This is a genomic window from Aurantivibrio infirmus (genome assembly GCF_054767315.1).
Genome location: NZ_BAAFSK010000005.1, coordinates 274,725 through 299,798, shown reverse-complemented (window position 1 = coordinate 299,798; position 25,074 = coordinate 274,725). Strand labels below are relative to the sequence as shown.

The 25,074-nt window shown below is 44.2% G+C and carries 20 protein-coding genes and 2 tRNA genes; 8 read left to right on the top strand and 14 right to left on the bottom strand.

Annotation, left to right across the window (positions count from 1 at the left end; all coding sequences use genetic code 11):
* Nucleotides 1–114: 114 nt before the first annotated feature.
* Nucleotides 115–1,029 carry a pca operon transcription factor PcaQ gene (gene pcaQ, locus ACYUCY_RS12975; protein WP_460226929.1) on the top strand — a complete coding sequence of 305 codons (915 nt, stop codon included), beginning with the start codon at nucleotides 115–117 and terminating at the stop codon, nucleotides 1,027–1,029.
* 118 nt (nucleotides 1,030–1,147) lie between these two features.
* Here pcaQ and ACYUCY_RS12970 read toward each other — a convergent pair whose 3' ends face one another.
* The 11 genes from ACYUCY_RS12970 to ACYUCY_RS12920 form a co-directional block, all read right to left on the bottom strand.
* Complete coding sequence (locus ACYUCY_RS12970) at nucleotides 1,148–2,170, bottom strand: hypothetical protein (RefSeq protein ID WP_460226928.1); 1,023 nt, start codon at nucleotides 2,168–2,170, stop codon at nucleotides 1,148–1,150.
* A gap of 315 nt (nucleotides 2,171–2,485) precedes the next feature.
* A tRNA-Pro gene (locus ACYUCY_RS12965) sits at nucleotides 2,486–2,562 on the bottom strand.
* A gap of 174 nt (nucleotides 2,563–2,736) precedes the next feature.
* The gene (locus ACYUCY_RS12960; protein WP_460226927.1) at nucleotides 2,737–3,093 is read right to left on the bottom strand and encodes a MerR family transcriptional regulator; all 357 of its coding nucleotides are present in this window, start codon (nucleotides 3,091–3,093) and stop codon (nucleotides 2,737–2,739) included.
* Nucleotides 3,074–3,379: an integration host factor subunit alpha gene (ihfA, locus tag ACYUCY_RS12955; RefSeq protein ID WP_460226926.1), complete on the bottom strand. Its 306-nt coding sequence runs from the start codon at nucleotides 3,377–3,379 to the stop codon at nucleotides 3,074–3,076. The genes ACYUCY_RS12960 and ihfA overlap by 20 nt, the downstream gene beginning before the upstream one ends.
* Before the next feature lie 30 nt (nucleotides 3,380–3,409).
* Complete coding sequence (gene pheT / locus ACYUCY_RS12950; RefSeq protein ID WP_460226925.1) at nucleotides 3,410–5,797, bottom strand: phenylalanine--tRNA ligase subunit beta; 2,388 nt, start codon at nucleotides 5,795–5,797, stop codon at nucleotides 3,410–3,412.
* Between the two features lie 103 nt (nucleotides 5,798–5,900).
* Nucleotides 5,901–6,929 carry a phenylalanine--tRNA ligase subunit alpha gene (gene pheS / locus ACYUCY_RS12945; protein WP_460226924.1) on the bottom strand — a complete coding sequence of 343 codons (1,029 nt, stop codon included), beginning with the start codon at nucleotides 6,927–6,929 and terminating at the stop codon, nucleotides 5,901–5,903.
* 198 nt (nucleotides 6,930–7,127) lie between these two features.
* Nucleotides 7,128–7,481 carry a 50S ribosomal protein L20 gene (gene rplT / locus ACYUCY_RS12940; RefSeq protein WP_460226923.1) on the bottom strand — a complete coding sequence of 118 codons (354 nt, stop codon included), beginning with the start codon at nucleotides 7,479–7,481 and terminating at the stop codon, nucleotides 7,128–7,130.
* 77 nt (nucleotides 7,482–7,558) lie between these two features.
* Nucleotides 7,559–7,756 (bottom strand): 50S ribosomal protein L35, encoded by a 198-nt coding sequence (gene rpmI, locus ACYUCY_RS12935; RefSeq protein WP_460226922.1) that lies wholly within the window; start codon nucleotides 7,754–7,756, stop codon nucleotides 7,559–7,561.
* Nucleotides 7,757–7,837: 81 nt separating this feature from the next.
* Nucleotides 7,838–8,356 (bottom strand): translation initiation factor IF-3, encoded by a 519-nt coding sequence (gene infC / locus ACYUCY_RS12930; protein ID WP_460227082.1) that lies wholly within the window; start codon nucleotides 8,354–8,356, stop codon nucleotides 7,838–7,840.
* 78 nt (nucleotides 8,357–8,434) lie between these two features.
* Nucleotides 8,435–10,378 (bottom strand): threonine--tRNA ligase, encoded by a 1,944-nt coding sequence (thrS, locus tag ACYUCY_RS12925; RefSeq protein ID WP_460226921.1) that lies wholly within the window; start codon nucleotides 10,376–10,378, stop codon nucleotides 8,435–8,437.
* A 265-nt stretch (nucleotides 10,379–10,643) separates the two neighbouring features.
* Nucleotides 10,644–10,720, bottom strand: a tRNA-Val gene (locus tag ACYUCY_RS12920).
* Between the two features lie 271 nt (nucleotides 10,721–10,991).
* Here ACYUCY_RS12920 and ACYUCY_RS12915 point away from each other — a divergent pair.
* A complete protein-coding gene (locus ACYUCY_RS12915) occupies nucleotides 10,992–11,957 on the top strand; it encodes a hypothetical protein (protein ID WP_460226920.1) in 966 nt (321 codons plus the stop codon).
* A 213-nt stretch (nucleotides 11,958–12,170) separates the two neighbouring features.
* Here the strand turns inward: ACYUCY_RS12915 and ACYUCY_RS12910 are convergent, their stop codons facing one another.
* Together ACYUCY_RS12910 and dctP are read right to left on the bottom strand one after the other, a co-directional pair.
* On the bottom strand, nucleotides 12,171–14,843 hold the full coding sequence (locus ACYUCY_RS12910; RefSeq protein WP_460226919.1) for a TonB-dependent receptor plug domain-containing protein: 2,673 nt from the start codon (nucleotides 14,841–14,843) through the stop codon (nucleotides 12,171–12,173).
* 655 nt (nucleotides 14,844–15,498) lie between these two features.
* Complete coding sequence (gene dctP / locus ACYUCY_RS12905) at nucleotides 15,499–16,617, bottom strand: TRAP transporter substrate-binding protein DctP (protein WP_460226918.1); 1,119 nt, start codon at nucleotides 16,615–16,617, stop codon at nucleotides 15,499–15,501.
* Between the two features lie 209 nt (nucleotides 16,618–16,826).
* Here dctP and ACYUCY_RS12900 point away from each other — a divergent pair, with 209 nt between their 5' ends.
* The gene (locus ACYUCY_RS12900) at nucleotides 16,827–18,047 is read left to right on the top strand and encodes a CaiB/BaiF CoA transferase family protein (RefSeq protein WP_460226917.1); all 1,221 of its coding nucleotides are present in this window, start codon (nucleotides 16,827–16,829) and stop codon (nucleotides 18,045–18,047) included.
* A gap of 41 nt (nucleotides 18,048–18,088) precedes the next feature.
* On the opposite strand, the gene ACYUCY_RS12895 is transcribed toward ACYUCY_RS12900, so the two are convergent.
* On the bottom strand, nucleotides 18,089–19,291 hold the full coding sequence (locus ACYUCY_RS12895) for a CaiB/BaiF CoA transferase family protein (RefSeq protein ID WP_460226916.1): 1,203 nt from the start codon (nucleotides 19,289–19,291) through the stop codon (nucleotides 18,089–18,091).
* Nucleotides 19,292–19,572: 281 nt separating this feature from the next.
* Between ACYUCY_RS12895 and ACYUCY_RS12890 the strand changes: the two genes are divergently transcribed.
* From ACYUCY_RS12890 to ACYUCY_RS12870, 5 genes are all read left to right on the top strand, one after another.
* On the top strand, nucleotides 19,573–20,016 hold the full coding sequence (locus ACYUCY_RS12890; RefSeq protein WP_460226915.1) for a TRAP transporter small permease: 444 nt from the start codon (nucleotides 19,573–19,575) through the stop codon (nucleotides 20,014–20,016).
* 5 nt (nucleotides 20,017–20,021) lie between these two features.
* Nucleotides 20,022–21,329 (top strand): TRAP transporter large permease, encoded by a 1,308-nt coding sequence (locus tag ACYUCY_RS12885; protein ID WP_460226914.1) that lies wholly within the window; start codon nucleotides 20,022–20,024, stop codon nucleotides 21,327–21,329.
* A gap of 96 nt (nucleotides 21,330–21,425) precedes the next feature.
* The gene (locus tag ACYUCY_RS12880) at nucleotides 21,426–22,574 is read left to right on the top strand and encodes a 2-hydroxyacyl-CoA dehydratase subunit D (protein WP_460226913.1); all 1,149 of its coding nucleotides are present in this window, start codon (nucleotides 21,426–21,428) and stop codon (nucleotides 22,572–22,574) included.
* Entirely contained in the window at nucleotides 22,571–23,806 is a 1,236-nt protein-coding gene (locus ACYUCY_RS12875; RefSeq protein WP_460226912.1) for a CaiB/BaiF CoA transferase family protein, read from the top strand. Before ACYUCY_RS12880 ends, ACYUCY_RS12875 begins: the two co-directional genes overlap by 4 nt.
* Nucleotides 23,806–25,056, top strand: coding sequence for a CaiB/BaiF CoA transferase family protein (locus tag ACYUCY_RS12870; RefSeq protein WP_460226911.1), 1,251 nt, complete (start codon nucleotides 23,806–23,808; stop codon nucleotides 25,054–25,056). The genes ACYUCY_RS12875 and ACYUCY_RS12870 overlap by 1 nt, the downstream gene beginning before the upstream one ends.
* Nucleotides 25,057–25,074 lie beyond the last annotated feature (18 nt).

The window sequence follows — 25,074 nt, the reverse complement described above, 5'->3', positions numbered from 1 at the left end:
AATGTAATAACACTTGCTTTACTCGCAAATACTTATCACTAATTGACGAGCGGAATCGTTTAGCGAAAGCGATGTCACGGCGCTTTTTGCCAATCTCGTCGGGAACTAATTAAGATGCTCGATAATCGACTAAAGTTACGCCACATTACCTGCTTTTTAGAAATCGCAAACAAAAAGAAATTTGCTTTAGCGGCGGATAACCTTTCAATTACTCAGCCTGCCATCTCTAAAACAATTCGCGAACTAGAAGATATTCTCGGTGTACGCTTATTTGAACGCTCAAAAAAGGGTGCCACATTAACTGCGTTTGGAGATTTATTTTTAAATCATGCAACCAGTAGCTTTACCTCACTTAGACAAGGCATGGATAGCATCGTCCAATCGAAAGCTTGCGGTGGCACTTCAATTTCTGTCGGTGTTCTTCCAACCGTCGCGGCGCAAGTAATGCCTAAGGCGGTACGGCACTTCAAACAAGAAGATATAGATATTACCTTGCGTATCTACAGTGGGCCCAACACCTATTTGCTTGAACAATTGAGAATGGCAAATTTAGACCTCATGGTTGGCAGGTTAGCCGAACCAGCGCTAATGAAAGGTTTAAGTTTTACTCACTTATATTCGGAACGAATCTGCTTTGTCGTAAGACCCGGACATCCGCTTCTGAATCAGAAAGAGTTTAACTTACAATCAATTGTCGATTACGAAGTGTTATTACCCACAGAAGAAGCGATTATCCGCAGTACCGTCGATCGCTTTCTCATCACACAAGGTATTGCACAGTTGCCGAAAAGAATTGAAACCGTCTCACAATCATTTGGCCGCTCTTACGTTTCTCAAACTGATGCAGTATGGATAATTTCTCGCGGCATTGTTGCGCAAGATATCAACTTGGGTTTCTTGAGTGAGCTGACGGTAGATAACAAGCATACGCAAGGACCGGTAGGCTTAACAACTCGAACAGATAGCAATCCTTCCGATGCGCTCAGATTGTTTATGCGAGCTATTAAAACGGTCGCAAGGCCGCAATAAGTCGTCTTACCAAAAACAATAGCAATAGAAAAAAGTATCGACGGCAAAACAAAAAACCTCGAACGCGATTACCACGTTCGAGGTTTTGCGATTGAATAATCAAAAGATTCGAATTTAATTACTTCTTCTTAGCTTCTTTCTCTTCCAAGCGCGCACCCGCTAAAATTCCGGGTAAAGCGTAATTACCTTCGTGACAAGCGTATTCGTATACGTTGTCTTCGACGGCATTAAACTTCATTTCTGCCTTCCAAGTCTGCGTGAATATCTCGGGATCGGTAATTTCAAAGGCGTATAAAATTCCTGTCTGTGAAGTACGAGTAAAACGCTCTACGATTTTAGCGTTTCGTGAAAGATAAAATGATTGATTGAAATTAAGTCGCAATAGCTCACCTGGATTCAAATTAGTCGTTTCAACGACTAAAGTATCTCCCTCCCAATGACCAATGGAATCGCCCAACCAAGGCGTCATGCTACTCGGAATGTGTTCCGAATTTAAGCGAACAATTCTGGCATCGTGGTTCATCTCCACCAATATCATTACCGCGTCATCTGACTGCACAATTTGGTAATTGTTGTTGTAAAGCACATTAATCATAGGTGGCCCACCGGTAGAACCAAATCCAATAATGCAACGCTCAGCCATTGGCCGCCCTTCCGGATCATCAACATTATTTCGGTAAAGAGAAGCTTGCTCCTGAAAAGTTTTTCGCCCTTTTTCGGTATAAGGAATTTGACCATCAGCAGGGTCGACGATCCAGCTACTGCGGTACTCGCCATTAATTTGTGCGTAAGCATCGCCAGGGTCTAACCAAAAATTGTTGTAACCCCCTACTCCACCACCGCCCGCTGTCGGCGCCGGCGCATTAGGATCCGTTGGCTTTAAAGCGTTTTCATTGGCTTTCGCGCGACCTTGAGCAATTGCACTGGCCTGCTGCTCAGTAATGACTAAGTCTTTAAACTGTCGAGAACGCGTAAGTTGAGTAAGACTCGAATTTGTCCATACGCCCTGTAAATCTGGCTGTCCATTCGCCAAACGCGGCACTTCATAATCTGCGGCGTTCGTGGCACTAAAGCCGAACAGCATAGGAATTGCTAAGCCCGCCAATAATCCATAATGCACTTTTGAATTTGTTTGTCTCATTTGCAACACGCTCCGGGGTCTGTCTACTTTTAAAAGTGAGGTCTTATAAACGGCTTTTTGTACAAGTATGTGGCTCAAAAAACCAGCTCAAAATGCTAGGTCTATCAAAACTATTTATTGCTTAAGTAAAATACTGCCTATTTAAGGCAGGCAAAGATAGCGTCCACTTGCTTGTTCGTCAACAAGCTTATCGGGCTATATGCCGAAGCCATGACTTCGGTATTTATATTTGGACTCAATATGGACTTAAATCGCGGACACAAAAAAGCCCACAAAAGATATGGGCTTTTAAGTTGTTGATATTAAAGATTAATTTGGTCGGAGAGGCCGGATTTGAACCGACGACCACCACACCCCCAGTGTGGTGCGCTACCAAACTGCGCTACACTCCGAAATCTCTTTTTACCCTGGGGGGAACGGGCTTTAAAAGAGGCGGAATAATACCTTACCTCCTTCTGAATGCAATATCTGAATCGGCCAAATCAATGAATTCGCCTAAACTGAATACGGATTCTACACCAGCTAAACCGGCTTCAAAAAAGAGGGGTCTAAAAAGGAAATACAAACTAAAGCTTGAGCAGCTTCAGGACTTCTTCTAGCTCGTTAACCATTTGTTCCACTAGTTCGTTGAACTGAGTACTTTCAACTTGTGCGCCATCGCCAGACATCTGCTGTCGAGCACCACCAATGGTAAAACCTTGATCGTAGAGCAAGGCACGGATTTGGCGGATGGTAAGCACGTCATCACGCTGATAGTAACGGCGGTTGCCGCGACGCTTGACGGGTTTTAACTGGGGAAATTCCTGCTCCCAATAACGTAAGACATGCGGTTTTACGGCGCAAAGTTCACTCACTTCGCCGATCGTAAAATAACGCTTACCGGGAATTGCTGGTAATTGATCGTTATTGCTTGGTTCCAGCATAGGCCTCTACTCGAGCTTTCAACTTTTGCCCGGGTCTGAAAGTAACAACACGTCGAGCAGTAATAGGTATTTCTTCGCCGGTTTTAGGATTACGTCCTGGGCGCTGGCTCTTGTCCCGTAAATCAAAATTTCCAAAACCGGAGAGTTTAACTTGTTCGTTGGTTTCCAGAGAATGGCGAATTTCTTCAAAGAAAAGCTCCACGAGCTCTTTTGCTTCGCGCTTATTCAAGCCCAATTCTTCGTACAGCTTTTCAGCTAGATCAGCTTTTGTTAGCGCTCCGTTCATTGGAGTGAAGCCCCTTCATCTGTTAACAACCTACCTAAGGTCGGCGTTAAATTCCTCCTTCAAACTACTCACTACAGCGTCGATGGAGGTGTTAATTTCGAGTTCATTAAGAGTGCGCGAAGGATGTTGAAAGGTCAAGCCCAGCGCAACGCTTTTTCTATGTGTATCAATGCCTTTGCCGACATATAGGTCAAACACCTTTAAGTCTTGGAGGTGGTCTCCAGCGACTTGTTTTACTGTAGTTAACATGGCCCCGACAGTAACGGATTTGTCGACGACCAGCGCTAAATCCCGCCGAACGCCAGGAAACTTACTAATTTCGGTGAAATTTGGCACTTTTGAGACTAGGTAGTCAGATTGCTGCAGCTGAAACAGGTATACAGGCTGGCTAATATCGAGCTGTTGCTGAATTTGGGGATGCAGGGTTCCAAGCATTCCAACCGCGGTATCTCCCTTGAAAATCTCCGCACATTGGCCCGGATGTAAGGCCGGATGAGTGCCCACCTCAAACCGAAAACAATTCTCCTCACCGGTTAAGGCTAACAGTGCTTCCACATCACCTTTGAGGTCATAGAAGTCTACCTCACCGCCCTTCTCACTCCAGTTTTCAGGCAGCTTCGCGCCACTCAACAAACCGGCGATCATAGGCTTCTGCGTTAAGCCCTTTCCTTGTTCGAAACATAAACCTGTTTCAAATAATCGCACGCGAGACTGCTGTCGATTGACGTTGTGCAAAAGCGTTTGCACAAGCCCTGGCCATAAACTGCCACGCATTACCGCTAGATCTGCACTCATGGGGTTTCGTAAATTAACAGCTTCATTTTCTGGTGCAAATAATGTGTTTAGTTTTTCACTAACAAAACTATAAGAGATTGCTTCGTGATACCCCCTTGCCACCAAGCACCGTTTCACAGATCGTAAATCCAAGACTTTTTCTGACTTACTTTGCATGCTTAACTTCGCCGATAAATCAGCGATGGGCAAATTATTGTAGCCGTATATTCTGGCAAGCTCTTCTAACAAATCTTCTTCAATTTCTAAATCAAAACGATAACTGGGAATACTAAACGTCCACTGTTTGTCATCATCATTACCTGTCTCAGATTCCAAATCCAAGCCTAAACACGTTAGAATTTCGACGACATCTTTATCATCTAATGAAAAACCTAAGCCACTTTGAATGCGTTTTTTTCGTAAGGTGACGGCCTTATTGCTCGGCAAATCACTTGCACTCTCCTGGATAACGAGGGGTCCTGGTTCGCCGCCGGCAATCTCCAACAACAACGCGGTAGCTCGCTCAATCGCTTGCTCTTGTAAACAATAATCCACACCTCGCTCATAACGATGACTTGCATCGGTATGCAAACCATAGTTTCGCGCTTTACCGGCCAGAGCCAAGGTAGAGAAAAATGCACTTTCGAAGAAAATGTTTTTGGTATTTGTTGTCACTGCTGTTTTTTCGCCACCCATAATGCCAGCAATAGCAATGGGACCGCTCTCATCAGCAATCAATAAAGTATCGTCTTTAAGTTTTACCGATTGACCATCAAGTAATTCGATTTCTTCTTTAGACTTCGCCATGCGCACAGTGATTTTTGTACTGAGTTTATCTAAATCAAAGGCATGCATCGGTTGGCCGAGTTCGATCAACACATAGTTGGTAACGTCAACAACACAATCGTGCGGCCGCACGCCGGCACGCCTTAATTTTTCTTGCATCCATAATGGGCTTGGTTGGGTGATATCAATATTTTTAACAACCCTACCTATGTAGCGAGGACATGCTGATTTGGCGTCGATACTCAAGGGAAAAGTATTGTCGATAGTAGGCGTAACGGCTTGTATTTTAGGTTCTCGTAGATCGAGGCGATTTAACACAGCGACTTCACGGGCGATGCCGCGAATACTTAAACAATCGCCACGATTAGGGGTTAGATCAACATCGATGACGGTATCGGCTAATTGCAGATAGTCCTGTAAGTTTTTTCCTACTGGCGCATCGCTGGGTAACTCCCACAATCCGCTATCGTCTTCACCGGCTTTCAATTCAGTTTGTGCACACAGCATGCCGAAGGACTCAACACCGCGAAGCTTGGCTTTTTTAATTTTGAAATTGCCGGGCAAAACCGCACCCACAGTAGCAAATGGAATTTTGATACCTTCGCGTGCGTTCGGGGCGCCGCAAACAACTTGTGCGGTTTCGCCATTGCCGGCGTCGACTTTACAAACTCTCAACTTATCGGCATCGGGGTGTTGTTCTGCAGAAATAATTTGACCAACAATGACACCACTAAACTCCCCCGCCACTGGCTCAACGGCATCGACTTCTAAACCCGCCATGGTAATTTGCGCGGCAAGTTCATTTGTATCGAGATCAGGGCTTACCCATTCTCGCAACCAGGATTCACTTACTTTCATTGACCATCTCTTTTTATTTACGAAATTCTGAATCGATATCTAATCGTTCAGACGCTTCGAATCGAGCAAATTAATAATTTTCTATAATTTAAGTTACCGGCGATTAAAACTGCTTTAAAAACTTCAAATCATTTTCGAAAAATAATCGCAAATCATTTACGCCATACCGCAACATAGTTAAACGATCCGCGCCCATTCCGAAAGCAAAGCCAGTATATTTTTCAGAATCGATGCCGCTTTTACGGAAGACATTTGGATGCACCATGCCGCAGCCCAACACTTCAATCCAACCAGTTTGGCTACACACTCGACAGCCGTCGCCCTCACAATGCGTACATTGAATATCGACTTCTGCGGATGGTTCAGTAAACGGAAAGTAAGATGGTCGAAATCTTACTGCGACATCTTTTTCAAAAAATGCCTTTAAAAACTGATCCATCGTTGCTTTGAGGTCAGCGAAACTTATTCCTTCATCAACTACCAAGCCTTCAACTTGATGGAACATCGGTGTGTGGGTTAAATCGGAATCACAACGATAAACGCGACCTGGACAAATCACTCGTATTGGCGGTTTAGTATTTTCCATGGTGTGAACTTGCACCGTTGAGGTGTGGGTTCGCAGCACTAAATTTTCATCACCGTTTTTATTATCAACATAAAACGTGTCGTGCATTGCGCGTGCAGGATGGTGCGCAGGAATATTTAGGGCTTCAAAATTATAATAATCGGTTTCGATTTCTCGGCCTTCTTCAATGGTGTAACCAATCGCAGAAAAGATATCTTCGATGCGCTGGATCGTTCGTGTCACTGGATGTAACGAACCAAGCTCTTGACCGCTGCCGGGCAAGGTAACGTCAAGCGTCTCTGAAGCGAGCTTTTCGTTAACCGCCGCCAATTCCAACGCTTGTTTACGCGCAGAAATTTGCTCTTGAACTTGTTGCTTCACTTCATTAATTTTTGCACCCGCTTGCGGACGTTCTTCCGCAGACAACGAGCCTAAAGTTTTTAGCAAGCCTGTGATTTGGCCTTTTTTACCCAAGAAATCGACACGCAACTGATCTAGATCGGCGAGAGAGTTGGCTTTATTCACCAAACCTAGTGCTTTGTCTTTAATTTCCGCGAGATCTTGCATCGATGATTTCCATTTTTAACTGTGCGCTTTTTAGATTTAAATGATTTTATTTATTAATCTTGAAAGCTAGATGTAAATTTTTATTTGACAATAATTTTCGTTACGCCAGATACACATTAGCCCATCGACCTTAATACCAAGATTCGTTTGGTAAAAGGAGATGGGCTAATAGGTTGCAACAGGTGTATTAAACAGTGCTTATAAAGATGCTTTGGCCTGTGCAACCACGGCAGCAAACGTGCTCTTATCATGTACGGCTAGGTCAGCCAAGACTCGGCGATCTAAGCTGATGTTTGCTTTTTTCAATCCAGCGATTAAACGGCTATAGGACATGCCTTCTGCTCGAGATTGCGCATTAATTCGCGTAATCCACAATGCTCGGAAGTTACGCTTTTTAACGCGACGATCGCGATAAGCATATTGACCGGCTTTAATAACGGCTTGTTTTGCAACGCGGAATACGCGAGACCGCGCTCCGTAATAACCTTTCGCTGCTTTTAGAATTTTCTTGTGACGCTTACGCGCTTGTACACCACGTTTTACACGGGCCATAATTTTATCCTCAACAAATATTTAATTTCTTAAGCGCTTACTTTCTTTGCAAACACTTAGGGTTTCGATAAGAAAGACTAGTTAGCCCGTAACATGCGATCGACTGATGGCTTATCAGCTGCACAAACAATTGTTGTGCCACGCAAATGACGCTTACGCTTGGTAGTCATTTTAGTGAGGATATGGCTTTTGTTAGCACGTTTAACTTTGTAACCAGCGGCCGTCTTTTTAAAACGTTTTTTAGCGCCGCTATGAACTTTAGCTTTGTTAGACATAATAGTAACTCGCATTTGGAAACCCTAAACTACTTAGGTTTCGATTGATTAAATAAAGTAAGAAGGCAGCTAATAGCCCGATTACTTTTTCTTTTTTGGCGCCAAGACCATGATGAGTTGGCGACCTTCCATTTTAGGGTACTGTTCAACAACACCCCAATCTGCAAGATCAACTTCAATCCGCTTCATCATTTCCATCCCTAGTTCTTGGTGAGCCATTTCTCTACCGCGATAACGCAGAGATACTTTAGCCTTGTCGCCGTTTTCAAGAAAACGTATCAGGTTGCGTAGTTTTACCTGATAATCCCCTTGGTCCGTTCCTGGACGAAACTTCATTTCTTTAACTTGTTGCTGCTTCTGCTTTTTCTTCGAAGCAGCTTTGGCCTTTTTGGCCTCAAACTGTTGCTTACCGAAATCCAGTATCTTACATACCACTGGATCGGCATCAGGAGCGATCTCTACAAGATCAAGCGTTGCAGCTTTCGCTGCAGCCAGTGCTTCTTCTAATGTAACGATTCCGACTTGTTCACCGTCAGCGCCGATGAGTCTTATTGATGTTGCCTCAATCTGTTCGTTTACTCTGGCTTTTTTCGCTTTAATAGTGTCTTTCTCCTGTGTTCATTAATAAAAAGCTAATTCCTGCCCCGGAAACCCAGGGAAATTATCCTCGCTGGAAGGCTAATTAAGGGAACTAGCATGCTCTGACACGCGCCCTTTGCGTGCCAGATCTGTTGATAATAGCTCAGTAAATGCCTCTATCGACATGGACCCGAGATCTTCTCCGCCTCGAGTTCGCACTGTGACGGTTCCGGCTTCTGCCTCTTTATCACCAAGGACAACGAGATAGGGAACGCGTTGAATTGTGTGCTCGCGGATTTTAAAGCCGATCTTCTCGTTTCTCAAGTCACAAATGGCCCGGAATCCCTTGTCTTGCAAGGATTTTTCAACTTTTTTCGCGAAATCAGCCTGTCGGTCGGTAATATTGAGAATTGCGACCTGTTCTGGCGCCAACCATAACGGGAAAGCGCCCTCATAGTTTTCAATTAAAATACCAATAAATCGCTCGAAAGAGCCCAGGGTAGCCCGGTGTAACATGACAGGAACTTGCCTCGATCCGTCTTCTGCGACGTATTGGGCGTCAAGTCGGCCCGGTGTCGAGAAATCCACCTGCATAGTGCCACATTGCCACACTCGGCCGAGGCAATCTTTCAAAGAGAATTCTATCTTCGGTCCGTAGAAGGCACCCTCTCCTGGCAATTCCTGCCAAGGTAAATCTTTTGCGTTTAGCGCATCCGCCAAGGCCTTCTCCGACTTGTCCCAGTCGGCGTCACTTCCCACTCGCTGCTCAGGTCGTGTTGACAGCTTGTAGATAAGGTTTTCTTTATCGAAACCAAAATCGTCATAAATCTCATGGAGAAAGTCGATAAAATCCGCTACTTCTGACTGAATCTGGTCTTCGGTACAGAAAATATGGCCATCGTCTTGAGTGAAGCCTCGTACTCGCATGATCCCGTGCAAAGCACCCGACAATTCGTTGCGATGACAGGAGCCAAACTCGGCATAACGTAAAGGGAGATCGCGATAACTACGCAAGCCCTGATTAAACACTTGAACATGACAAGGGCAGTTCATGGGCTTAATCGCGTATTCACGTTCATCCGCACCCAATATAAACATGCCTTCGCTGTACTTATCCGCGTGTCCGGATTTTTTCCATAAGCTGAGATCGACAACTTGCGGGGTTTTTATTTCACGATAGCCATTCGCATTTTGCTTGCCGCGCATATAGTCTTCAATACTGGTGTAAATTGACCAACCTTTCGGATGCCAAAACACCATTCCCGGCGCTTCCTCTTGCAAATGGAATAGATCATATTTTTTACCAAGCTTACGATGATCTCGTTTTTCCGCTTCTTCAATACGATGCAAGTACGCTTTCAGCTCTTTTTTATTGGCCCAAGCCGTGCCGTAAATACGTTGCAACATGGCATTGTTTGAATCGCCGCGCCAATAAGCACCAGCAACCTTGGTTAACTTAAACGCTTTAATTTTTCCAGTTGAGGGCACGTGTGGACCACGGCATAGATCCTCAAAATCGCCTTGCTTATAGAGCGATAAGGCCTCGTTGGCAGGGATACTTTCAATAATCTCGGCTTTGTATTCTTCACCCAAACCACGAAAGTATTTCACCGCATCATCGCGAGATAATTCACGGCGTGTCACCGGGAAGTCTGCTTTTGCCAACTCACCCATTTTCTTTTCGATAGCGGCTAAATCTTCTGGGGTAAAAGGTCGATCGTAAGCGAAGTCATAATAAAACCCATCTTCGATGACGGGTCCAATAGTCACTTGCGCTTCAGGGAATAAGGTCTTAACTGCTTGCGCTAATAAATGTGCGCAGGAATGCCTTAGTACCTCGACGCCTTCTTCGCTGCGCTCTGTAACGATAGCGAGGCTGGTGTCTTGATCGAGAATAAACGACGTATCAACAGTTTCGCCATTCACGATACCGGCGAGTGCGGCATTTGCGAGACCCGGCCCAATATCCGAGGCAACGTCTAACACAGAAACAGGTTTAGGGAATTGTCGTTGGGAACCATCAGGGAGGGTAATAAGGGGCATGCTGCTTTCCTGTATCAGTGGTGACCCCTACGAAAGGCCACGTGAAAAATAAATGGGTTCTAGATATTTGGGCCTCTAGAGAGCCCGTTTTAATCAAGTATGGTAGGCACGATTGGATTAATTGCAACAACATAAGGGTCGTTACAAGCGCTGCGCGGCTTCGTCGCTTTGCTCCTCGTTCAAATCGATATGCGATTTGTCGAACTATGGTCCTCACCAACGTACATACCAAACCTAAGCAACCCCGCTGGGGCTTGCTTAGGTTTGGTAGGCACGATTGGATTCGAACCAACGACCCCCACCATGTCAAGGTGGTGCTCTAACCAACTGAGCTACGTGCCTATACTCTACAAACCTATTATTTACGTGTTGATTTTCAACAGAAATTACACGAAAAGTACTAACTTATTTCAGGAAGCACCTAAAAATAAGGCTGCGAACTTTAACAGCGCTATAGCGTCTTGGCAAGAATACTTGGCCTACCGAAGTTAGCGAAGTCACGAATCTTTCATTGAACAAGAATAGGCTACGGGTGAATGTCATCACTACATCGGCTAGCATCACGTACCAGCAACTAAAAACTGATCTTACTTAAGTAAAAATCCAGGAAAACATGAAATCAAAAAAGCTCGTCGCTTGCTTAGCTCTCGCGTTATTCATGGTAATTACAATACTTGGCCTACACGCGTGTGGCACTCAGAACAATAATCTACACGCGGACAAAAACCTGCCTTACCCAATTGCGACCTTGACCGCCTATGCCGACCATCCTGAGCTAGCCGAGCTAAGCGGTATCGTTAAAAGCAAAACCTATCAGAACGTCTACTGGGTGCATAACGACAGCGGCGACAAACCGAGAATTTTTGCCATCAATCGCGCAGCTGAAGTTCTAGTGCCACCTGAAAGTAATTTGCTTGATGCAGAAAAACCTTGGCAAGGAGTAATGATAAACGGTGCGAAAAATCGCGACTGGGAAGATATCGCCATCTATGATGGGAAAATATATCTCGCCGACATGGGCAATAACCGCAACGCGCGCGTAGATTTGGGAATTTATATTTTTGATGAGCCTCATCCGCTTCGCGACACGTCAGCAAACTCCGCCACTTTTATTTCAGTACGCTATCCAGATCAACTCAAATTTCCCGCGACGGAATGGCATTTTGATAACGAAGCATTTTTTATCGACGACGGCAGCCTGTATTTTCTCAGCAAACATCGCAAAGGCCCTTACTCATTCACAATGGCCGCGGGTACGAAACTTTACCGGCTAGACAGCCTACATACTGACAAACAAAACACGCTGACATTAGTTGGCACACACTCGGAAATAACTGCCGCAACTGGTGCGGATATTTCTCCGAACGGCCGCAAACTCGCCATACTTACCTACACCAAAGTTTGGATATTCGAGAAACCCACAGATAATAAAAACTGGTTAGAAGGAAAAATGGGAGCAGTGGCTACATCTCTCAATCAAGCGGAAGCAATTACTTGGATTGACGACGACACGCTTTTGATTACCAATGAGCAACGACAAGTATTTGAATTAAATATCAGCGAATTGATTTTGAAATGAGAAATTTGAACATAGCAAGATACTAAATTATAGATAATATTCTTCATCATCCGCTATAAAATTGCCGTCCTTGGCATCGAACATCCACTCTAACTGGCAAAGAACACTATTAAAAAAACCACGCATCAAGATATAAATTTCGGTACGAAGATTTTTAAAACGAACCAATAAATTTAAAAAAATAAATTTAAAAATTTGATAGTAACTTACTTATTAAAAATGTTTGCGCAATGACAAGGAATAAACTCTACCCACCGGACTCGCTGCGGTTGGATCATACCCCCCACCTCCGTTGACTCCCGGTGCGATGTTGACATAAGGAGGTTCCTCATCCAATAAATTACTAATATCGAAACCAATCAGCATTCCATCTAAGATGCCATCGCCCTCCCCAAGAGTCATTGAGGTGCTTAAATCAAAGGTATTAAACGCGCTAACGGTTTCTGGGTTGGTGATGCGATCATTTTCGTAACTGTTAACGTGGTTCCAAATCAGACGACTATTAAATTGATTGTATTGCCAAGCGATACTCGATCTGGCTTTAAAGGTAAGCGGATTAAAAATAGTATTTTTCCTATCTTCGGCAGCACCCGTTGGGGATAACGCAACATCGTAGGTATCGATATACATTCCACTAGTATTAAGTGTTAGATCACCCATATCACCCAAAGGCAAAACATAATTAACCGTGAAATCAAAACCGCTTGTTTGCGACACACCGAGATTATTGGTACGTCCGTCAACAAATAATCCGACAGGTACCGGCGGCACACCACGTGCGTAACCAAAACCTTGGCTCAACAAATCTTGCACACGAGCATCGGCGGCGGCATCACGCAATATTATTCCAGTGCCGATAAATTCTTGCTCCAAACTCAACACAGACAAGTCAGCTAAATACGTTTCAATCTGGCCTTCATATTCAACATCAAAATAAGTCAGGTTAATGGCCAAACCGGGAACAGCGCTAGGAGTAAAATCGAAACCCACTGACCAGGTTGTCGCTTCTTCTGGAGTGAGGGCCAAGTTGCCACCCGACAAAGCGACACCTTGTATTACTGCGCCTCCTTGGGTGGGATCCGAATATGGCTGAACAAATAAAGCCGAAGAATTTCCATAGAGCTGAGAAAACAATGGAGCCCGGAACGATGTTCCGTAACTTGCACGAACTCGCCAATCTTCAGTAGGAGACCAGTTCACTCCATATTTTGGGTTGTTGGTTGAACCAACGTCACTGTAATCATCCGTACGCGCAGCGATAGTTAATTCCAAACTCGAAATTCCTGTTACTGCATTGTCATTGCCAACAACTGGAATCAACACTTCTGCGTAATAAGAATTAATATCTCTCTCAAATACTCTCACCGTATTGGGAGCGGTTGGACCACCTCGACGCAAGCCCGGTTCATTCGTTTGCTCTTGCCGCTCATAACCAACCGCGAGTTTTACGGCACCACCCGGTAATTCAAACAAATCTCCATCGGCGCGCAACTCATATGCCAGCAATTCGTTACTGGTATCCGCAATAAAAATGGAATCACTAATCGCACTTAATACCGCAGGATTAGTTCGATCCAATCCAAATGGATCAAATGCGGTATTGGGATCATTACTTGCTAATGCGACAGACAAACCGCTCGCTGGACCGCGCGAATCCAGTCCCCGTGAAGAGTCAGATATTTCTCGCAGATCCCCGTAAGTCACTAAACCTTCCAAGCGCCAATCAGCAGGCAGGCTATATTTAAATCCCGTGGTTAATTCCCAATTACGTTGGTAACCCACTTGATCATCACTAGGAATGTCATTCATGAAATTATAATGAACAGTTACATTCGACGGCGCGGTACCCGATGGATCAACAAAGAATGCATTGGTGTTTGGAACGACTAAACTTCCTGTCGCATCGGCGGCTTGTCGAACGAAATCACGATTGGAATAAAATCCGTCGACATAAAATTCCAAATTTTCCGTTGCATCAAAGGTTGTTGTAAACGCAAGATTGTCATATTCCTGCTGCGGTAATAGATCTTGATTTTTTAAGGTATCGCAGCGATTTTCTGTACCCGCGACCAAAGTACCTGCGTTTGCGGCAGTAACACCGCCAGCAGGGATTGCATAAGTCTGGCCGGCCACTTCGATAGTTCCCGGAGCACAGCGATTCACTCGGTAATCAGCATTTGATTGCAAAGCAGTAAAAAAATCTCTATCACTGCCGTTCAGGTTATCCCTCTGGCCTTTTTCCAAAGCGACAAAAACTGATGCGCTGTCCCAAGTTTTTCCAAACGAAGCGCCAACTTTATATTCACCATAATCGCTACCCGCACCTGCTCTTGCAATGACATCAACACCATCGACTTTTCGTCGAGTGATCATATTGACCACTCCAGCAATTGCATCAGAACCATAAATTGCAGACGCGCCATCGGCAACAACTTCGACTCGCTCTAGAGCTAAGGACGGTATGATGGATGGATCGATAGAGCGCGCATTACTATTTACTCGATGCCCATCAACCATCACTAAGGTTGCATAGGGCCCGATGCCACGCAGATTGACCGAGTTCGCCCAAACAATATTTCCGTTACCACCAGACTGCCCTCGCGAACCTTCAGAGATACCTAAATCAAAAACTTGCGGAAGCTCTTTCAGCATTTCGTCAACAGAAATTGCTGTCGAGTTATTTATATGTTCTCGATCAAGGCTAATAACGGGAGAACCGACCGGTGCGACAGCACCACGCATACGTGAACCAGTCACTAATATTTCTTCAAGACCGAGGGATTCATTCGTTTGTGCAAAAACTGGAGTAGGCACCAGAATAGCCCCACCGCTCATTGCGGCCGCTATCGCTAATCCAAGCGTTGAAGTAATTTGACGTTTTTTCATAAATCCCTCTTTAGTTATTTTTGTTTTACAAGGCCAGTGTCTGTAGATGCAAATCATTAACTCATTAGAAATCGTTCATAGCGATGAAGTTGCATTGAAGCCCGATAACGGTTGCGATGTATTTATTTGACGATCAGTTTTTGTTATTAAATTAAAAGCTCATTGGCTTTTCTTAGTGCTTTTGACTAGCAAACCTCTTGAACCTTGGTAAGGCCAAACTTCAGAAGCTGCTCGGCTTTGGACAAAGTGAAAGCACTCATTAGCAAAATAATGTGCAAGCTTAATTATTGTTTGTGTTACAAACTATTTGCTTTGCGAATTATTACTCCGAAAAGACATCGAAATCAAGCTAATTAACTAAAGTTTTAATAAATAGTTGGTATCAAGGTATGTAATCTTTATTCCCAGTTGTAAATCATTCGGATAATAGAGGACAAAGACTAAAGCTACGTGGGACTTATAGTGAAAGTAGAAAACTTAATTTATGTAATAGTGGTATTTTTAAGAATAAAACCCGTCTCGCACCATTACAAAAACATAACACTCATAACCTGGCGGCTATGAGTGCGGGACGAGGGATACATGAACGGATATTGAATGTGTGTAAAAAACAAGAAAACCAAAAAACATTTATCAATTACCATACATAACAACTCTATCGGCAACCGGTGGTTTCACCAGAATTAATCTGACCAATGAGTGTATTAACATAATTGTAAATAGCGGGACCATCAATGCCATACCTTTCCAAGCGTTTCGAATCTCGCAGTGCAATATCCGCATACACTTTTTCAAACTCAGCTTGCTGCTCAGGTGCTATCTCGATAAATTCCACGCCCTCTTCTTCACCATATTTAATCGCTGCATCGTTTCCAAGAACAATATAGTGAGCAATTCTATCTTCCCAATAGCGGGCACTTTCTAACATCAATAGTTTTAGATCGTCAGGCAATTGCTCATAGCTTTTATTGGAAATTGCCCGTGAAGGATAACCACCCCGGTGCATTGCTAAGCGATTCAGGTATTGTCCGATCTCAGCGAAATGCATTGATCGTAAAGTATCTTCCGGAGTCAGCACGCCATCGATAATACCTTTCGCAAACGCCGGATAAACATCACCCATCGGCATTAATACGGGATCACCACCCAAGGCGTAAACCACAGGAACCAACGCGGTAGGAGCACGCAAACGTAAACCGGCAATGTCTTCTAAGGTGTTTATCGGCCGATCTTTGGTCAGGATAAAAGACGGGGTTCCGCCCTGCACGACCAGCACTTTTAAACCTTTTAATTCTTTTTCAAAAATGGGAAATTCTTTTAACAAACAATGGAACACTTCAATTTGTGTTTCAATCGAATCACTACCTGCATAAAAGCCAGTTTGGGTACGAGTCGCATGCATGCCCGCTCGCATATAGATTGGCGTGATCATCGCTAAGTCAGTGACACCATGGCGTAATTCAACGACGTTTTGCTCGCTAGAGATTAAGGTCCCAGACCAAAATGATTTTATTCTAATTCGCCCATTACTTTTCTCTTCGATATAAGTCATCCAATCTTTGTCGGCCTGACTAAACGTGTGATTGGGACTCAAAGCTGAGCCATAACTCAAGAGGTAAACTTTTTTGTCGCCATCCTGAATAATCTCAAGCGCCGATATCGAACTCGACAAAAAATAAAGCAAGCAGATCATAAAGAATTTTATATTTATTAAGACCCGGCTTCGCGCGACCAAAAAATTTAGCGTAATTTGAATAGCAGTAGAGTTGTTCATAGATTTTTATTCAGACTAATTATTGTTTTAGTTTATATGGGTCTAGCGTATTTATAGGGGCCCTAGGCCGAGCCGACCAAGGAAGCAAAGACTACCACGCTTGATAAAGAGATAATAGTTTGCCTAGCAAACTATTTTTCCCTACACTAGACTCCACTGTAAATCTGAGAATCTAAGTATTCCACGTTATTAATCAATAAGTTATCGCTATGTATTCACCTTTGTCCGGTTTTACTGTCATCGATTTTAGCCATGTTATGGCTGGGCCTTTTTGCACCCATACTCTGCACACCCTCGGCGCAAGGGTGATAAAAATCGAGCGCATCGGCGAAGGCGATGTGATGCGTCACTATGATGTACGACCTGAGTACACTTCAAAAGCCCCGCCATTTATTGCCGTCAACGCAGGAAAAGAATCACTAGCTTTGGATTTAAAGTCTGCGCAAGCAAAAAAAATAATCCGCGATTTAGTGTCTACTGGCGACGTCGTTGTGGAAAATTTTCGCCCCGGTGTGTTGGAACGCTTAGGTTTGGGTTACCAGGAATGTAAGCAGTGGAACGAAAACATTGTTTACTGTTCTGTTTCCGGATTCGGCCAGCAAGGCCCGCTAAAAAATAATCCGGCTTACGATCACATTGTACAAGCCATGGCCGGCGTCATGTCTCTCACCGGTGAACCAAACAGCAAGCACCTCAAGGTTGGCTTTCCGGTCTTGGATACATTCGCAGGTTATACGGCGGCAATGGCGGTAATGTCTGCGCTTTTACAACGAGAACGGTTTGGCGGCGGGCAATACATTGACGTCGCGATGCTTGATGCCTCGTTAAATTTAATGATCTCGATGGCGGCGCCCTTTTTGATTGCCGGAGACATCCCCAAAAAAGTTGGCAATCGTGGCTTTAACATGAGCCCAACATCTGACACGTTTAGAGCGAAAGATGGTGAAATTTCTATTGGTGCCAATACTCAAAAGCAATATGAAGCGATGTGCCAAGTGATGGAACGTGATGATTTAATTCACGATGAACGTTTTGCCTTACGCGAAGGCAGAATGAAAAATGAAGCTGCTTTGCAAGAAGAGATCGAAAAAACTACCCAATTAAAATCCGCCTACGAATGGGAATCGGCTTTTAACAAAGTAGGCGTACCTAGTGCAGCGATTCGAACAATTCCTGAAATAATTCAGCACGAACATTTAGACGGACGAGGGCTTAAGATCCCTATTCAAAGCGAATCGCAAATAGCCAAGGGGGAAAATTCTGGCTTCACATTAGGGCCCGGCTTTGTCTTAAACCAATCTCAATTGAAAAACATGGGACATGCCCCCGCGCTAGGCGAACATTCTATTTCGATCTTACGTGAGTTAGGGTATCCGCAATCAGACATTGATGATTTATGCAGAGACAAAGTTATTCAAGCTAGCGAATAATTTTCTCATTATAAAAAATAAAATTTATTGGATATTTAACATCACGTTTTCACAATTTCGGCAGCACTTGCGATAATCAAGGGCTCGATCTCGTCATCACTAAATCCAAACTCCTTTAGAATCTCCAGAGTATCCTGTCCCGGCAGATGGGGCAGATCTCTAACTGACCCTGGCGTCGCAGACAATTTAACGGCCGGACCTATTTGAGTTACCGCGTGATCATCCCCATCATTCATTTCAAACACCGTTCCTCGTGCCCGCGCATGCCGATCTTGCAAGGCTTCCGCAATAGTGTAAACCGGCGCGACCTGGGTTCCCGCCTGCCGTAATATTTCGAACCACTGATCCCGTGTTTTTTGCGAAAATACTTGTCTTAGTTCTTCATCCAAGTAAGCAAGCTTTTCTTTATCGAACTGAAGGGGAAGCAAGTCACTGCGCTCGATAGCGTGACAAAATTTTTCCCAATATCTCGGTTCTAAATCGGTGGTGCAAATATATTTATTGTCTAGCGTTAGCCAATACCCCACATTCCCCCCACGCCAACTAAGCGGTGGCTCATTCTCGCTAACGAGAAACCGTTGCGCAACAGAGGTCATTAAATTCAGCGCGCAATCTGACATCGCTACGTCAACAAGCTGGCCTTCACCGGTTTTATTACGCGCTTGCAAGGCCAATAAAATACCAATGACCGCTTGCATGCCAGTACTTAAATCTCCGACCGGCAGCCCCGCAATATGGGGCCTATCGCCATCACCAAAACGAGGTAAGGCGCCGGCCAATGCCATTGCAATCGGTTCATGACCCGGTAAGTCTTGATACGGGCCCGACAATCCGCCGAGAGTGACACTGCAATAAATTAATTTGGGATTTATAATCCTTAACTCGTCATAACCTAATCCCATCGCCTCCATTACACCTGCGCGATAATCATGAAGTAAAACGTCACAATTTTTTATCATTCGCTTTACTGCCTTACGTGAGTTTTCATCACGCAAATTCAATATTACTGAACGCTTATTTCTCGACAGTAACTCACGTTTTTTTACTTTCCGTTTTTCTTCTGGCGTAAGATTATCCAGGCCAAAAGCCTTTTCTTGCTTAGCGACCTCATTTGCTTGCTCTACACGAATCACGCGAGCGCCAAAATCTGCCAGCATCATCGAACAATAAGGGGCAGGTAGGAATCGTGAAAAATCTAAAACTGTAATATCGTCTAGCGCTTGCTCGACCATTTTTTTATTCACCGTCATTAGTAGCCAGAAACTCATGGCAAAAGTTAGTTGCGAAAACGTTACTCTTATTCCGCCTGTTGGTCATTTTCTTCGAGCAGGTTTTCCGTTCACGTATGGCTGAAGCAGAACACGCTAAATGATTGACTTCGTCCCTGTATAGTCGCTACACTCCATAAATTAGTTTGTGATGCAAACTATATCAGAAATACATAAATAATAACCAGCGGCGCTCTAAGCAAACCCAAAATTAAAGGTATCGCGGCTTGATAAAGCTATTTCATCGACGAGGATTTATGGCAGTCATCCGTTTTTTTGGGGCCTGCGCGTTATTTGGGACCATGATCCTGATTTCAATTAGCGTCCTCGGCAGACACCTCAACACTCCCTTGCCTGGCAGTGTAGAAATAGTTGAAGTACTAATTCTTATCGTCGCTTCGACGGGTATTCTTTTCGCAACCACCGAAAAAAGCCACGCCTCCGCGAAAATATTTATCGACAGATTGGGCCCAAAAACAAAAATAGTTGCTGAAAAATTCGGAATATTATTAGGTGTTTGCATTTGTCTTGTCATTTGTCTGAGTAACATTTGGTTGCTTTTTGATGTATGGCAGACACACGAAGCGAGCCACTTACTCGGAATACCTATCGTGCCATTTAGACTATTTTTTATATTCACCAGCGCCTGCACAACCGTCGTATTGGCCTGGCAATTTTTTACTAACAATAAGAATAATTAACTTCTATGTTTAGTCCCGAAACTATTGGCATCATCGGATTTATCTTATTGCTTGCACTACTTGCAAGCGGTATGCCTATTGGCTTTGCTTTGGGTTTTGTTGGTTTTTCCGGCATGGTACTTTTGTTATCACTGGAAGCGGCAACAATCAAAGTGGGCGTTATTAGTTTTCAAATGATTTCACACTATGAATTGGGCGTACTGCCGTTATTTTTATTAATGGCACACGTCTGTTTTTCATCGGGCGCAAGCCGAGATTTTTTTGATGCCGCCGCGCGTTTTTGGGGGCATCGTCGTGGTGGTTTAGCAATGGCTTCCGTCGGCGGCTGTGCTGGATTCGGCGCGGTCAGTGGCTCAAGTTTAGCGACCGCAGCAACCATGGGTTTAGTCGCAATTCCGGAAATGCGTAAACATAATTATTCGCCCAAACTTGCTGCCGGTTGCGTCGCGGCTGGTGGTACCGTTGGTAGTTTAATTCCTCCGAGCGGCATGCTCATTGTCTACGGGATTTTAACTGAGCAATCTATCGGTAAACTCTTTGCGGCAGGTGTTATCCCTGGTGTTCTTCAAACCGTATTTTATCTAATCACCATCGTCATTATCTGTAACATCCGTCCAGAACTCGGCCCAGCTATTGCGAAGGCTTCTTGGCGTGAACGAATTGAAGCGATCAAAAAAACCGGCGACATTTTTATACTCATAGTATTCGTTATAGGCGGCTTGTTAATTGGTTGGTTTACGCCAACAGAATCCGGCGCTGTCGGTGCGACCGGCGCGGTACTCTTGGGTATTGTTCGTAAGCGCTTAAGCTTCCCCGCATTTCAATCCGCCATCATTGAAACACTAAAAACTGCCGGCATGCTCTATGTAATCATTATCGGCGCGTTTGTTTTTAGTACATTTATTGCCGCGTCTGGGTTAGCGGGAAGCATTTCCGACTTAGTCTTAGGCGGTGGAGATCAACCATCGCAATTACGCATTATTCTCGGCGTGATGTTAGTTTATTTTATTCTCGGAATGTTTTTGGATGGCATGGCGATGATGGCCTTAACCATTCCGGTGTTCTTTCCGATTATTCAAGCGGCGGGCATCAATGGAATTTGGTTTGGTATTTTACTGGTTCGCGCTATTGAGATTGCCCTTATCACCCCGCCGGTGGGGATGAATGTTTTCGTTATCCATGGCATCAGTAAAGACATTCCTTTAAAAACCATTTTTGCCGGTGTTATACCTTTTCTGATAGCCGACTTTTTACATTTAGCACTATTGATCGCATTACCCATTGTTGTACTTGTACTGCCTAATCTTATGTAGCGCTTCTTGTGTACTGAGCAAATCGTATTTCGTTAGCGAATCCCAAAAGATCTTACAACAAACCTGTTTTAGATTTAAAAACTAAGGCCCGGAAAAATGAACGACACTTTACTCGAGCCCATTCAAAGTATTATCAACGACAGACGCTCACAGGCTCGGAAATGGAAATCTAAAGGCGGCAAAGTAGTTGGCTATTTGTCGAATAATATTCCTCTAGAGTTAATTGAAGCGGCAGGCATGATGCCCTTCCATTTAAATGGAGACCCAAAGCAAAGTACAGAACATGCGGACGAGTTCATGGAGCCGGCTTTCGACCCCATTACCCGAGTTATTTTTGACTCTTTACTAAAAGGCGATTTCGACTTTGTCGATTTAATCCTTCTACCTCGCTCTAACGACGCTCAGCAACGCCTGTATTATTATATTTGCGAAATTCAACGAAAACATCCTCACTACAAACTACCGCCCGTTTTCCTTGTTGATTTGCTGAGTTCTCCTCGGGCGACAACTGAAAAACATAACCTTTTAAAGTTCAAAGAATTTCTGACTTTTCTGGAATCATTTACCGAGTCGGTAATTGATGAACAAAAAATAAGTGCTGCGATAAAGTCTTACAACCTGGTTCGTAATCAATTGCGAGAATTTAACCACTATCGTGCTGATCCAAATTCAGCCCTATCCAGTTTAGATGCCTATCACGTCTATAGCGCCACCCAATGTTTAACTGTTGAAGATCTCACGCAAGCATTAACCAAAATTCTCGCCACCCTAGAAGAAAAACTAAAACTGAAAACCAGAGATGACTTGGAAGTTGGTCCAAAAAAACGTTTTATACTTGCAGGAAATGGCGTCGATCATCCAGATCTTCACCGTTTTCTCGATAGTTTAGGCGCAGCGGTTGCTGGCGATTATCACAGCTACGGCAATCACTTCTTGGTTACCCAGATTAACGAAGAAATAGATCCGCTTGAAGCAATCACTCAGCATTATTACCATGATACAAAAAGTTCTCGCAGCTTTAATTTCGATCCGGAAGAGATTGTGCGATTCGCCAAGCAACAGAACGCCTCAGGTATTCTCTTTCATTATTTAAAGAAAGAGGAAGCGATAACTTGGCTCTATCCCAAACAACAGTTAGCGGCAAAAGAACATGGCCTAAAGGTCGTGATGCTACCCGAGCAGGATTACGAAACCAAAACCGATGTTATGCAACCATTACTCCAAGACTTTATTGATTCATTATGAATAGTTCAAATACTACACCAGGGATGTTAAGCGGCTATCGTGTGTTAGATCTTAGCGATCATCGCGGATTTTCCTGCGCTAAATTTCTAGCCTCAATGGGCGCGGAAGTCATAAAGATCGACCCACCAAAAATAAAAGATGCGCCAGATGAGACCAAGACAGAAAAAACCAAGAATCAGCTTTGGCGATTAAGAAACTTAGGCAAAAAAAGTATTACCCTCGATCTAGACTCTGATACTGGCATTGAGATTTTTAAGGATTTAGTGGCGAAGAGCGATTTTATTATTGAAACATTCCAGCCCGGAACACTCGCCGACAAAAACATTGGCTATGAACAACTAAAAGCCATTAATGAAAAAATTATTCTTGTTTCAATCACGCCCTTCGGTCAAACCGGACCTTACAAAGATTATAAAGGTGGAGAGTTAATATCATCCGCTATGGGCGGCACCTTGGATACTTGCGGTTATCCAGATGATACTCCCGTACTCGAAGCCTTAGACGCCTGTAGTTTTCATGCCGCAGCAGCTGCTGGTTTCGGCGCAATGCTCGCTCATCGAGAACGTGGAATCTCAGGTCTTGGACAACACGTCGATTGCTCTATTCAAGAAGTAGCAGCTAGCCGCAACACTAACAACTTAATTGCTTACCAATTTGACAAAAGAAAATTAGATCGTTCAGGCAACAAAGTTCGCTTTGGTCTCGCGAATGTTCGCGTCGTCTGGGAGCTCGCGGATGGCTATTGTTTCCACAGTATTATGACCGGAAAATTTGGCGCCCCTGCAAACTCAGCGTTATCCAAATGGATGAGCGACGAAGGTTTCGAAAACCCGATGGCAAATGTTGATTGGGAAAAATATGATCGCAGCGCACTCGACGCTGATACCCGCTTAAGCTGGGAAGCCGCGATTCACACGTTTTTTATCTCTAAAACGAAACAGGATATTGCCAACGAAGGTAAGGAACGAGGAATACGAGCAACAATTGCCAATGCTCCCAACGATGTGATTAACGATCAACATTTAGTATCGCGAGGATTTTTTCAAGATCTTGATCTCACCGAAAACAAAACGCTTCAATACCCTGATTATTTTCTTCGCTTCAGCGAAGGTCAATATCGCATTCCAAAACTACTGCCGCTCCCCGGAAAAGATAATCAAAACGTATTTGAAGATATTTTGAAACTGGATGAAAAACACATCAACACTCATGCTAAAAAAGGAGTGTTCTAATGAAAGATGAGAACAACACTCTTTCATTGCCTTTGGAGGGCGTAAACATTCTCGATTTTTCCTGGGCATTGGTTGGCTCTTTAACGACGAAACTTTTAGCGGATCACGGCGCACAAGTAGTCAAAGTCGAATCATCACTTCGTCCTTGCCTAAGCCGAATCGATAATCAAGTGAGCGCTTCTACCCGCGGTAACTTCGATGACAAACCTTGGTTCAGCCACTTTAACTCGTCAAAGCTAAGTTTACGTCTAAACATGAAGCATGCTCGTGTTCGTGAAGTGATCGATCCCTTATTGGAGTGGGCTGACGTCGTAGTAGAAAACTTTTCTCCAGGAACAATGGAAAAATTACATCTCGATTACGACACGATTCGCCAACAACACCCCGATATCATTATGGTAAGTGGTAGTGTCTTTGGACAAACCGGACCCTACGCAAAAAATTGGGGCGTCGATGGAACTGGCGCCGCACTCTCGGGACGCATGTACATGACGGGCTGGCCCGATCGCGATCCTGTTACCCCGTCGGTTCCCTATGGTGATGTCATACTCCCCCACTTTATGGGCGCGGCGGTTTCTGCAGCCTTGGACTACAAACGTCGAACCGGCAAAGGTCAATACATCGACGCGAGCATGTATGAAGTCTGCGCTCAACAAATGGCGGACTCTTTTGTCGAAGCGCAATTGCAAGACGAAGAGATCGTTCGACGAGGTAATCATTCTCCAGACATGTTATTTCAAGCGGTACTTCCCTGCGACGGTGAAAACCTGGTTGATAGTACGCAGCAGCGCTGGATAGGAATTTCTATTGAGAACAAAGAAGAGTGGCAAGCCTTATTAAATCTGCTACCCAAATCAGATTGGCCAAGCGCAGAAGATCTCGAAGGATTTTCTGAAAATGAAATGGAATTACTTGAGAAGAAATTTTCTGCATGGACCAAAAGCCAAAAAGATTATGACCTCATGACAACATTGCAAAACCACGGCATCGCCGCCGGTGTCGTTCAAGATATCGCCGACACCTTCTTGCGTGACCCTCAGCTTAAGCATAGAAATTATTTAACTGAACTTAAGCACCCCCTTCTTGGTAGTTTCGGATATCAGACGCCACCGTTTTCGTTATCAAGAACGCCTGCAAAGGTAAAACTTGCACCAAATCTCGGCGAGCATACACAGTTTGTTTGCCAAGACATTCTTGGCTTTTCTAACGAGGTGTTCTCAGAACTAGGGCAAGCTGAATTATTTGTATAAATAATTCGTGACCACGAT

Excerpts from the sequence above, each read along its gene's own strand:
- pcaQ (WP_460226929.1), top strand. The coding sequence starts at position 115 with ATGCTCGATAATCGACTAAAGTTACGCCACATTACCTGCTTTTTAGAA.
- ACYUCY_RS12970 (WP_460226928.1), bottom strand. The coding sequence starts at position 2,170 with ATGAGACAAACAAATTCAAAAGTGCATTATGGATTATTGGCGGGCTTA.
- ACYUCY_RS12960 (WP_460226927.1), bottom strand. The coding sequence starts at position 3,093 with ATGCTGGAACCAAGCAATAACGATCAATTACCAGCAATTCCCGGTAAG.
- ihfA (WP_460226926.1), bottom strand. The coding sequence starts at position 3,379 with ATGAACGGAGCGCTAACAAAAGCTGATCTAGCTGAAAAGCTGTACGAA.
- pheT (WP_460226925.1), bottom strand. The coding sequence starts at position 5,797 with ATGAAAGTAAGTGAATCCTGGTTGCGAGAATGGGTAAGCCCTGATCTC.
- pheS (WP_460226924.1), bottom strand. The coding sequence starts at position 6,929 with ATGCAAGATCTCGCGGAAATTAAAGACAAAGCACTAGGTTTGGTGAAT.
- rplT (WP_460226923.1), bottom strand. The coding sequence starts at position 7,481 with ATGGCCCGTGTAAAACGTGGTGTACAAGCGCGTAAGCGTCACAAGAAA.
- rpmI (WP_460226922.1), bottom strand. The coding sequence starts at position 7,756 with ATGTCTAACAAAGCTAAAGTTCATAGCGGCGCTAAAAAACGTTTTAAA.
- thrS (WP_460226921.1), bottom strand. The coding sequence starts at position 10,378 with ATGCCCCTTATTACCCTCCCTGATGGTTCCCAACGACAATTCCCTAAA.
- ACYUCY_RS12915 (WP_460226920.1), top strand. The coding sequence starts at position 10,992 with ATGAAATCAAAAAAGCTCGTCGCTTGCTTAGCTCTCGCGTTATTCATG.
- ACYUCY_RS12910 (WP_460226919.1), bottom strand. The coding sequence starts at position 14,843 with ATGAAAAAACGTCAAATTACTTCAACGCTTGGATTAGCGATAGCGGCC.
- dctP (WP_460226918.1), bottom strand. The coding sequence starts at position 16,617 with ATGAACAACTCTACTGCTATTCAAATTACGCTAAATTTTTTGGTCGCG.
- ACYUCY_RS12900 (WP_460226917.1), top strand. The coding sequence starts at position 16,827 with ATGTATTCACCTTTGTCCGGTTTTACTGTCATCGATTTTAGCCATGTT.
- ACYUCY_RS12890 (WP_460226915.1), top strand. The coding sequence starts at position 19,573 with ATGGCAGTCATCCGTTTTTTTGGGGCCTGCGCGTTATTTGGGACCATG.
- ACYUCY_RS12885 (WP_460226914.1), top strand. The coding sequence starts at position 20,022 with ATGTTTAGTCCCGAAACTATTGGCATCATCGGATTTATCTTATTGCTT.
- ACYUCY_RS12880 (WP_460226913.1), top strand. The coding sequence starts at position 21,426 with ATGAACGACACTTTACTCGAGCCCATTCAAAGTATTATCAACGACAGA.
- ACYUCY_RS12875 (WP_460226912.1), top strand. The coding sequence starts at position 22,571 with ATGAATAGTTCAAATACTACACCAGGGATGTTAAGCGGCTATCGTGTG.
- ACYUCY_RS12870 (WP_460226911.1), top strand. The coding sequence starts at position 23,806 with ATGAAAGATGAGAACAACACTCTTTCATTGCCTTTGGAGGGCGTAAAC.